Raw genomic sequence first — 10,326 nt, forward strand, 5'->3', positions numbered from 1 at the left:
CGATGATCAGGCTGCAACAGCACGCGGCTTGAGGGGGGAGTCAGCCACGCGCAGGTTCAGTTCAATCCGGTCAATTAAGACTGGTTTGAGCTGAAGAAGGATTGTACAAAACGGCTAAAACGCTGGTTTTGTGAAGCAAAGAAATTCTGGGTTGGCGCTGCTTTAATTGACGTCATCATTTTCAGGTCATTATCGGCTTGCAGCTTGTCTGTTTTGGTGGTGCCTAACTGTTCTTTTTGCTGCAACAGGGCTTTTTCAATGAGGGAGGGTTTGGCCGGCACCATTTTCACCGCAGTATGGGTATTTTTAACCACTGCCGTATGGCTGGTTTGCGCCATCAGGCCCAATCCTAAACTTAAACACAGTACATAGACTGACTGTTTCATCCTGATACTCCCCCAAACTGGTTTTGGATTTAATTTTTTTTACGTTGTGGCTACTATATAACCACAGATAAAATGTAAAAAGTAAGAACTGCATCACACTTTTTACAAAAATATAAAAAATGTCAGGTTACTGGTTACTTCTATTCACATTTCGCTGTTGAGTACATGTTTTAGCAAATAACTGTGAAGAGAAAGTGAAGATTAGCAACAAAACTTATCTTATATCATATTTTTTTATATATAATTATGCAAGTTTCGCATTTTATTGATATGTAACTGGGTATTTAGGTGAATGGATCAAGCGCGGGCTATCTCATCTTAATCTTGCTTTAAATCAGGACATCTCGTTAAGCGTTTGAAAGCCGGGTTTATTCATATTTTTGAATATCTATTCCATAAAAAGCTATAACCTGATTTTGGCCCATCGGTTATGCTGCTTTTTAAAAGAAAAACAAATGATTAAAAGAAAAAATTGCCCATCTTAAAACGAAAGTAAAAATTTTTCTGAATTGCGATTTATGATTTTATTTCATATAGTTAGCATTAATGTAGATAACCTATTTGTGCTGTCATGAAATCTCAAATTAAAGCTTTATTTTCAGCGGCTTTGCTGGCAACCGGCCTTGCGGCAACGGTCAATTCTGCCCAGGCAGCGGATCGTCAATTTCTGAACGTGTCTTATGATGCGACACGCGAATTCTATGATGAATTTAATGCCTCATTTGGTGATTACTGGAAAAAACGCACCGGTTTAAGCGTGAATTTCAAGCAGTCCCATGGCGGTTCAGGCAAACAGGCGCGTTCAGTGGTCGATGGCCTGAAAGGTGATGTGGTGACTCTGGCACTGGCCAACGATATTGAAGAAATCGTCAGATCGGGCCAGATCCAGCCGGGCTGGCAAAAAGAGTTCCCGCATAACTCGGCACCATATACCTCAACCATCGTATTTATGGTGCGTAAGGGCAATCCAAAGCACATCAAAGACTGGACCGATTTAACCAAACCGGGTGTACAGATTATTACCCCAAACCCGAAAACCGGTGGTCTGCCACGTTGGGTATACCTGTCTGCATGGGGCTATGCATTGAACCAGCCGGGCGGCAATGAAGCCAAAGCCAAAGATTTTGTCAGCAAGATGTATCACAACGTTAAAGTGATGGACTCTGCAGCACGTGCCTCAATGACCACTTTCGCAGAACGCGGCATTGGCGATGTACTGCTGACCTGGGAAAACGAAGCGCTGGTGACCCTGAAAACCTTGGGTAAAGACAAGTTCGATATTGTTTATCCATCGATGTCGATTTTAACCGAGCCTTCAGTGGCAATTGTTGACCGTACCGTAGAGCGCAATGGCAACAAGTGGCTGGCAACCGGTTATATCAACTATTTATATTCACCGCTGGGACAGGAAATGGCAGCCAAACATTTCTATCGTCCACGCAATGAAAAGGTACTGGCCAAGTATGCGCATCAGTTCCCGAAATTGAAAACCTTCACCATTGATGAAGTATTTGGTGGCTGGGCCAAAGCGCAGCAAACCCACTTTGCGAACGGCGCCATCTTCGACCAGATTTATAGCAGCAAACGTTAATTGTCTGCATACTGGTTAAAAATAAATTCAAACAGCCTCCTTGTGAGGCTTTTTGAATATTTGGCAAAATCACAAAACGGTTTTCTCTATGAAAAGTAATATTTCTGTACAAAAAGTCGTTTGGAGCTTTGTCAAAACAAGGTAATAATGTGCAGTTAAATTTTGGCTGTATTGATTGAATCCCTATGTCGCATATTTCTGTATTACTCCACGAAACTGTTGATGCCTTGCTGGCAGAACGCAATACAGGAATTTATGTCGATGGCACCTTTGGCCGCGGTGGACATACCCGTTTATTGCTGTCCAAATTAGATGAACATGCGCGTGTATATGCCTTTGATAAAGACCCACAGGCCTTAGCGGTTGCAGCAGAACTGGAACAGCAAGATCCACGGTTTAAAATTATTCATGCCAGCTTTGCCGATTTAAAGCAGGAACTGGCCGCACGCGGTATTGAACAGGTCGATGGCGTGATGGCCGACCTGGGCGTATCATCTCCGCAGCTGGATCAGGCTGAACGTGGTTTTAGCTTTATGCAGGATGGCCCGCTGGATATGCGTATGGACAACTCGCAAGGCGAAACCGCGGCGGAGTGGCTGCTGCAGATTGAAGAAGAAGCACTGGCCAATATTATTTTTAAATATGGCGAAGAACGTTATAGCCGCCGTATTGCCAAAGCTATTAAAAATGCCGGTTTGATTGAAACCACTGGTCAGCTGGCCGAAATTGTGAAAACCGCCCATCCAAAATGGGAAAAGCATAAACATCCGGCAACGCGAACATTTCAGGCCATTCGTATTGCTATTAATAAAGAATTAGAAGATATTGATATTTTCTTGCCTCAGGCCGTGGAAGTGCTGAAGCCTGAAGGCCGTCTGGCGGTCATTAGCTTCCACTCTTTAGAGGACCGTTTGATTAAACAGTTTATTCAAAAAGAATCAAGCTTGGCAGAAGATACCGGTTGGGGGCTGCCGCAAGTACAACAAGATACCCGCCGTTTAAAAAAGATTGCTCGTATCCGTGCGAGTGAAGAGGAAGTCAAAGCCAATCCGCGTTCACGCAGTGCGTGGCTGCGTGTGGCTGAAAAGTTAGCTTGAACAGGCGAAGAATGAAAACCAAAGCAGTTGAAAACAATACAGAACAGTCACGACTGAAAAAAATGGTCGTCTATTTGATTTTGTTGGCCCTGGTGTTTATCAGTGCGCTCATGGTGGTCTTTCAGGTGTTTGAATATCGACATGATTATCGTCAGCTCAGTTCTTTTATGCGTGAGCGCGATGATCTCAATGCCGAGTGGGGCCGTCTGCTGATTGAACAGCAGACCTTTGGTGCCACCGCCCAGATCGGGACACGTGCCGTAACCCAGTTACGCATGTATTCACCACCCACCGCACAAACTGTGGTGATTTCATTGCCGACGACTTCAGAACAGAAACAATAGGGCTGGCTGTACATGGTAAATTCGCGTAAGAAGCAAACAGGTAAAAAACAGCAGTCTGTTACCCAAAAAAGCAGTTTAAATGTCGATATGTGGCGCTTCTACCTGATGTGGGGAACGGTGCTGCTGGTCTTTGTGGCGCTGGTCTGCCGGGCCTTTTATGTGCAGATTATCAATCATGATTTTCTGCAGAATAAGGCCAATGCCAATATTCTAAGAACTGAAAAACTCAAAGCCATGCGCGGCGTGATTTACGACCGGCATGGCGTGCCTTTGGCGATTAGTACCCCCATCATGAAAGTGGTGATTGATCCGCGTGATTATTTTGAGGCCAAAGAGCTGTATGACGACACCATGGCTGAGCTGGCCAAAGACCCGAATAACCGCAAACTCAAGCGTCAACTGCCCAATAAAAACCTGAATCTGGATGAACTGGCCGATGCGGTGGGCATGGACCGTCAGGAATTGCATCAGAAAATGCATGAGCGTCCGCGTTCGCGTTATCTGGTGCTGCAAAAAGAAGTACCGCCACAGCAGGCGGAGCTGATCCTGAAGCGCAACTTCCAGGGTGTCTATACCGAGAAAAACTATAAGCGTTATTATCCGCAGCCACAGCCGAATGCCCAGATTATTGGCCTGACCAATAGTGAAGGCACCGGGATTGAAGGTCTGGAAATGCAGCTGAACAGCCGTCTGGCTGGGGTCGATGGCGAACAGCAAATTATCCGTGATAAACGTGGTAACCGGGTTAAAGATCCGGAAGTGATTAAAGAAGTCGAGCACGGTGAAAATATCACTTTAAGTATCGACTCGCGCCTGCAATACATCATGTATCGTGAACTGACCGCTGCCGGCGTGGCCAATAATGCCCGTTCTGCCACAGCCATTGCAGTCGATGTGAAAACCGGTGAAATTCTAGCCATGACCAGCTGGCCATCGTATAACCCGAATGACAAAAAGGGCCTGGAGAACAAAGATGCCATGCGTAACCGCGGGGCAGTCGATTCCTTTGAGCCGGGCTCGACCATGAAGCCATTTACCGTGGCCATGGCGCTGGAAAGTGGTAAATATTCGGCCAATACTGTGGTCAATTTAGGGGGTGGTTCGATGCGTGTTGGTAACCATACCATCCGTGATACCCGCAATTATGGCAATTTGACCCTGGCTGGCATTATCCAGAAATCGTCTAACGTCGGCGTGGCGAAAATTGCCCTGTCTTTGCCCTATTCAACCTTGCCCACCTTCTATAAACGCTTGGGCTTTGGCCAGCGTTCGGCTGTGAAATTCCCGGGTGAAAGTGCCGGCCTGATTTTACCGCCAAGCAAGTGGAATGTCTCTGAAGTGGCAACCATGTCCTATGGTTATGGTCTGAATGCGACCGTGCTGCAACTGGTCGATGCCTATGCCATGATTGCCAATCAGGGCAAAAAACTGCCGCTGAGTCTGTATAAGTTGGAAGGCGAAGTGCAGGGCGAGCAGATTCTTGACCCGAAAATTGCCGAGCAGGTTCTGCTGATGATGGAAGCGGTGACTTTACCGGGCGGTACGGCGCGTCAGGCCAATATTCCGGGTTATCGTGTTGCCGGTAAAACCGGTACCGCACATAAATTGCGTGCCGACCGCAAAGGCTATTCGCAAAATGAATACCGCGCCCTGTTTGCCGGAATTGCACCGGTCAGTGACCCGCGTCTGGCCATGTTTGTGGTGGTAGAAAACCCGACCGGTCAATACTATGGCGGTCTGGTCGCTGCGCCAGTGTTTGCACGGGTGATGCAGGAATCCTTACGTTTAATGAATGTACCTTTAGATAAACCTTTAGATACAGCACAAATCCAGTAAATAGGTGATGAATGTCCATTACATTTCAAGATCTTTACACCGTTGAGCATGTTGCTGGATGGATGTCACAACCCTTTGCCGGCTTCAGCTTAGACAGCCGCAAAGTTACAGCAGGGCAAATTTTTATTGCCCTGACCAGTTTTTCGCAGCCTGAAAAAACCGTCCAGTTTGCCGAAGCGGCGTTGGCGCGTGGCGCGTTGGCCATTATTGCAGAAAGCGATTTGGGCCTGCCGAATCAGCTGATCGTACCGGAGGTACGTCACTTAATGGGGCAGTGGCAAAAACAGTATCTGCACGCGACCCAACCGCTGCAGGCTGCACGTATTCTGGCGGTTACCGGCACCAATGGTAAAACCACCATCGCCCGTCTGATAGCAGAGCTGCTGATGTTACAGCGCAAACCGTGTGCGGTGATGGGCACCACCGGTAATGGCATTTTACCGAATCTGGAAGCCTCTTCGCATACCACGCTGGATGCCTTACAGCTCCAGCAGGCCCTGCACAGCTATGCCCAGCAAGGCGCTGAATTTGCGGCAATTGAAGCCAGCTCACATGGACTGGAACAGGGTCGTTTAAATGGCTGTAGCATTGAAATTGCCGTGTACAGCAACTTAAGCCGTGACCATCTGGATTATCATGGTACGCTGGAGGCCTATGCTGAAGCCAAAGCCGCGCTGTTCCGTTTTGCCAGCTTAAAAGTGGCGGTCATTAACCTGGATGATGCCTTTGCTGAAGTTATGCTGACCGCCGCGCGTCAGAATCCGGCACAACCAAAAATCCTGACTTATTCCACCACGCAAGCGGCGGATTATCAGGTGCAGAATATCGAATACAGTCTGGCTGGTGCGCAGTTTGAACTGATCAGCGCCCAGCAGCGTTATCGTGTACACAGTCCGTTACTGGGCCATTTTAATGTGGAAAATCTGGTGGCCAGTCTGATTGCCGTTGAGCAGGCCGGATTTGACTTGTCGGATTTAATTGCCAGCGCGCCACAGCTGCAAGGTGCACCGGGACGGATGCAGGTGATTCGTGATGGCGAACGTCTGTTTGTGGTCGATTATGCGCATACACCAGATGCCTTGAAACAGGTGTTAATTACCCTGAAACGGCATGTATCGCAGCAGCTCTGGGCTGTCTTTGGCTGTGGCGGCGATCGTGACCGCGGCAAACGTCCGTTAATGACCCAAGCCGCGCTAGAGCAGGCCGATATCGCCTTGCTCACTTCGGACAATCCACGGACTGAATCGCCTGACCAGATTTTTGCTGACATGCAGCAGGGCATTGATTTTAGCGGCCACAGCTATCATGAAATCCGTGATCGTCGTGAAGCGATCAAGTTTGCGGTGAAGCAGGCCCAGCCGGGCGATATCGTGGTGATTGCCGGTAAAGGTCACGAAAATTATCAGGAAATTGATGGGGTGCGACACTGGTTTGATGATGTCGTTGAAGTACAGGCTGCAATTGATGCCCAGCATCATGCTACCAGCTCTGCTTATCCCGCCTAATCAGGAATTTTTATGCATACTTCAACCACCAGTACTGCGGTCCTAACGCCGTGGAGCGCAGCGCAGTTACAACAGGCTACCCAGGGTTATTGGCTGAATGGTCGTGCGCCAAACACTGAAATTAAGCGGATTTTAACCGACTCCCGTCATGCCGAAGCCGGCGATGCTTTTCTAGCACTGAAAGGTGAGCGTTTTGATGCCCACGATTTTGTGGCACAGGTGGCAGCCAGCGGCTGTCAGGTAGCGATTGTCAGCCAGCCGGTCGATGCCGATATTTTCCAGTTGGTGGTGCCGGATACCCGCTTGGCGCTGGGTCATTTGGGCGCTTATCGTCGTGCTCAATATCCCGACCTGAAAGTGATTGCCTTGACCGGCAGCAGCGGCAAGACCACCACCAAGGAAATGCTGGGCAGTATTTTATCGCGCTTGGCGCCGACCTTAATTACCCGCGGTAACCTGAATAATGATTTAGGTGTACCGATGATGTTACTGGAGCTGCGTCCGGAACATCAATATGCGGTGATGGAACTTGGGGCCAGCCATCAGGGTGAAATTGATTACACTTCGCAGCTGGTACAGCCGCAGGTAGCGGGAATTATTAATATCGGGACCGCACATTTGGGCGAGTTCGGCGGCCGTGAAGGCATCTGCCGGGCCAAATCTGAAATTTATGCGCATATTGTGGCAGATGGATGTTCGATTGTACCGGCCGCAGATGATTTTGCTGACACAATCCGTCAGGCGGTTCGCACTGAACAGTGCCTCAGCTTTGGTAATGGCGGGGATGTGTTTGCCACCGACATCGAACTCCAGCCACAATCGGCCCGTTTCCAGTTGCATACCCCGCAAGGCGGGCGTGCAGTCGATTTACCGTTTGCTGGTGAACACAATATCCAGAATGCCACAGCCGCAGCGGCATTTGCGCTGGCGATTGGCATCGGTCTGGATGATATTGTAGCCGGACTGGAACAGGCCCAAGGTGCCAAAGGTCGTCTGAATTTTATTCAGCACGGTGCGCATCTGTTGATTGATGATACCTATAATGCCAACCCGACCTCAATGCGGGCGGCCGGTGAAGTGCTGGCGCAGCAGGAGGGGATTCGGGTCATGGTCATCGGTGATATTGGCGAGCTGGGTGCATCGGCGGCAATTGAGCATTATAAGCTCGGCCGCGATCTAGTGTCGCTCAAAGGCCTGAACTTTGTGGTGGCGGTGGGCGAGTTTGCTCCGGCCAGCCAGGAAGGGGCACGCAGTACCCAATACGGCAAAAAACTCCAGGCCTTTTTGAATCAGGAACAGGCCTTGCCATTTTTAATTAGTCTAGTCGAAACACATCAACCTCAGTCCATGAGTTTCCTGTTCAAAGGTTCTCGTTATACCCATATGGAAACGTTGATGACTGCATTGATGGAGAAACTTTAAATGCTGTTATGGTTGTTTGAACAGCTTGCGGGCTATCACAGCTCGTTTCAGGTGGTTCGTTATTTAACATTACGTTCATTGCTGAGTGTCCTGACAGCGCTCGGGATTGGTCTTTTGCTTGGACCTGTGATGATTCGTAAGTTACAGGCATTAAAATACGGTCAGGCAGTCAGCTCGTTTGCGCCAGAAGGGCATGCGAAAAAAATGGGTACCCCGACCATGGGCGGTGTGCTGATTTTACTGTCGATTGGGATTTCGACCCTGCTCTGGGCCGATCTTTCCAACCCCTATGTCTGGATTGTGCTGGCGGTTATGGTGATCTTCGGTGCGGTTGGCTGGGCCGATGACTGGATTAAAATCCGCTATAAAGACAATGCCGGACTACCGGCACGCAAGAAGTTCTTCTGGACTTCGGTGGCCTCTTTGGGCGCAGGTATTGCGCTGTACTATATTGCCACACAGCAGCCGAACGCGGCGCAAACCGCCGATATGCTGGATGTCTTAATTCCGTTCTTTAAAGATTTCAGCATTCCGTTATCCATGATTCCACTGGGTATTGGCTTTATTATTTTTACCTATCTGGTGATTAATGGTGCTTCCAATGCGGTGAACCTGACCGATGGTCTGGATGGTCTGGCGATCATGCCAATTGTACTGGTTGCGGCCGGTTTAGGTGTATTTGCCTATCTGGCCGGTGATGTGCGCTTTGCCGATTATCTGCATATTCCTTATGTCAAATACGCCTCTGAACTGGTGGTGATCTGTGCCGCCATGATTGGTGCCGGTCTGGCCTTCCTCTGGTACAACGCGCATCCGGCGCAAGTCTTTATGGGTGATGTCGGCGCTTTATCGTTAGGCGCGATGCTCGGCACAATTGCGGTGATGGTGCGTCAGGAAATCGTCTTTGCGATTATGGGTGGCGTGTTTGTGGTTGAGGCGATATCGGTCTTCCTGCAAATCGGCTCACTGCGGATGCGTAATAAACGCGTGTTCTTAATGGCGCCGCTGCATCATCACTATGAAAAGAAAGGCTGGCGTGAAACCCAGGTGGTGATTCGTTTCTGGATTATTACAATTATGCTGGTGGTTTTAGGCTTAATGACCTTAAAATTGCGCTAAGCAAATTGAACTGAAAAGTCGGCGCTTGCCGGCTTTTTTTATGGCAGCAAGCTTGGGAGAAAAACATGAACCTGCTGATGTGTCCTGTCTGTCGTCAGCCCTTAAGCCTGACCGACCGAACATGGCGCTGTGACAACAAGCACAGTTATGATGTGGCCAAACAGGGCTATGTCAATTTGCATGTGGTGCAACATAAGCACAGTAAAAATCCGGGCGATACTCCGGAGTCTGTACAGGCGCGCCGGGCATTTTTAAGTGCAGGACACTATGCACCGCTGCAGCAGGCGGTGGTAGAGAAAATTCGCAGCCTGCGTATTGAAAACCTGCTTGATATTGGCTGTGGGGAAGGCTATTACACCAACGCCATGCAGGCTGAAGTGCTGCAATGTGTGGGCGTCGATATTGCCAAAAATGCAGTGCAAGTGGCCGCCAAACTGAATAAAGACGTGACCTGGGTGGTGGGAACCGGTGCGACTTTGCCGGTTTTGGATAAATCAATTGATCTGTGTACCAGTCTGTTTAGCCCAATTCCGAAAGAGGAAATTCTGCGGGTGCTGAAACCGGAAGCTTATCTGATGGTGGTAACCCCGGGACCGCAGCATCTGTTTGCGATGCGCGAAGCCTTGTTTGAAGAAGTTAAAGTGCATGAACCACAGAAGTTTGTGGAACAGCTAAAAGATGTGTTTGAGTTGGTCAGTGAAGATGTTGTTGATGCAGCAATGTGCTTAAATCAGAGCGATTTAAAACATCTGATTGCGATGACGCCATATGCCTATAAGGCCAAACCGGAACGCCGTCAGGCGCTGGAGCAGCAGGATCAGTTCCTGCTGAATGCGCAATACCAGATGTATCTGTTTCAGAAAAAGTAAGTGTTTAGTCCTAAAAAAGCCCTCAGTTGAGTAATGCCAGTCAGTTAAGAGATTGACTGGCTTTTTCTTGGGTATTTTTGAGGTTTTCCTTTTACAACTCTTGGGTAACTCCTCATCCGTCTCTCAGGTAAAACATATCTATCAGATTTCTCCATTA

At 48.7% G+C, this 10,326-nt stretch carries 8 protein-coding genes and 1 pseudogene; 8 read left to right on the forward strand and 1 reads right to left on the reverse strand.

Annotated features, from left to right (window positions below):
* Positions 1 to 74: 74 nt before the first annotated feature.
* The gene (locus tag FTU55_RS11155; protein ID WP_104472435.1) at positions 75 to 386 is read right to left on the reverse strand and encodes a hypothetical protein; all 312 of its coding nucleotides are present in this window, start codon (positions 384 to 386) and stop codon (positions 75 to 77) included.
* Positions 387 to 957: 571 nt separating this feature from the next.
* On the opposite strand from FTU55_RS11155, the gene FTU55_RS11160 reads away from it, so the two are divergent.
* From FTU55_RS11160 to FTU55_RS11195, 8 genes and pseudogenes are all read left to right on the forward strand, one after another.
* Positions 958 to 1,977: a sulfate ABC transporter substrate-binding protein gene (locus FTU55_RS11160; protein WP_180047077.1), complete on the forward strand. Its 1,020-nt coding sequence runs from the start codon at positions 958 to 960 to the stop codon at positions 1,975 to 1,977.
* A 185-nt stretch (positions 1,978 to 2,162) separates the two neighbouring features.
* The gene (gene rsmH, locus FTU55_RS11165) at positions 2,163 to 3,074 is read left to right on the forward strand and encodes a 16S rRNA (cytosine(1402)-N(4))-methyltransferase RsmH (protein ID WP_005180541.1); all 912 of its coding nucleotides are present in this window, start codon (positions 2,163 to 2,165) and stop codon (positions 3,072 to 3,074) included.
* 11 nt (positions 3,075 to 3,085) lie between these two features.
* Positions 3,086 to 3,418, forward strand: a complete 333-nt coding sequence (gene ftsL, locus FTU55_RS11170) for a cell division protein FtsL (protein WP_005180539.1) — start codon at positions 3,086 to 3,088, stop codon at positions 3,416 to 3,418.
* A 12-nt stretch (positions 3,419 to 3,430) separates the two neighbouring features.
* Positions 3,431 to 5,262: pseudogene (ftsI, locus tag FTU55_RS11175) on the forward strand (penicillin-binding protein PBP3).
* Between the two features lie 3 nt (positions 5,263 to 5,265).
* The gene (locus FTU55_RS11180) at positions 5,266 to 6,759 is read left to right on the forward strand and encodes a UDP-N-acetylmuramoyl-L-alanyl-D-glutamate--2,6-diaminopimelate ligase (protein ID WP_005180534.1); all 1,494 of its coding nucleotides are present in this window, start codon (positions 5,266 to 5,268) and stop codon (positions 6,757 to 6,759) included.
* 12 nt (positions 6,760 to 6,771) lie between these two features.
* Positions 6,772 to 8,181, forward strand: a complete 1,410-nt coding sequence (gene murF, locus FTU55_RS11185; RefSeq protein WP_005180532.1) for a UDP-N-acetylmuramoyl-tripeptide--D-alanyl-D-alanine ligase — start codon at positions 6,772 to 6,774, stop codon at positions 8,179 to 8,181.
* Entirely contained in the window at positions 8,182 to 9,300 is a 1,119-nt protein-coding gene (gene mraY / locus FTU55_RS11190) for a phospho-N-acetylmuramoyl-pentapeptide-transferase (protein WP_180047079.1), read from the forward strand.
* 65 nt (positions 9,301 to 9,365) lie between these two features.
* Positions 9,366 to 10,169 (forward strand): putative RNA methyltransferase, encoded by an 804-nt coding sequence (locus FTU55_RS11195; RefSeq protein ID WP_168408065.1) that lies wholly within the window; start codon positions 9,366 to 9,368, stop codon positions 10,167 to 10,169.
* The last annotated feature ends 157 nt before the right edge of the window (positions 10,170 to 10,326 follow it).

The sequence above is a fragment of the Acinetobacter sp. YH12117 genome (genome assembly GCF_013418865.1).
Lineage (GTDB): Bacteria > Pseudomonadota > Gammaproteobacteria > Pseudomonadales > Moraxellaceae > Acinetobacter > Acinetobacter indicus.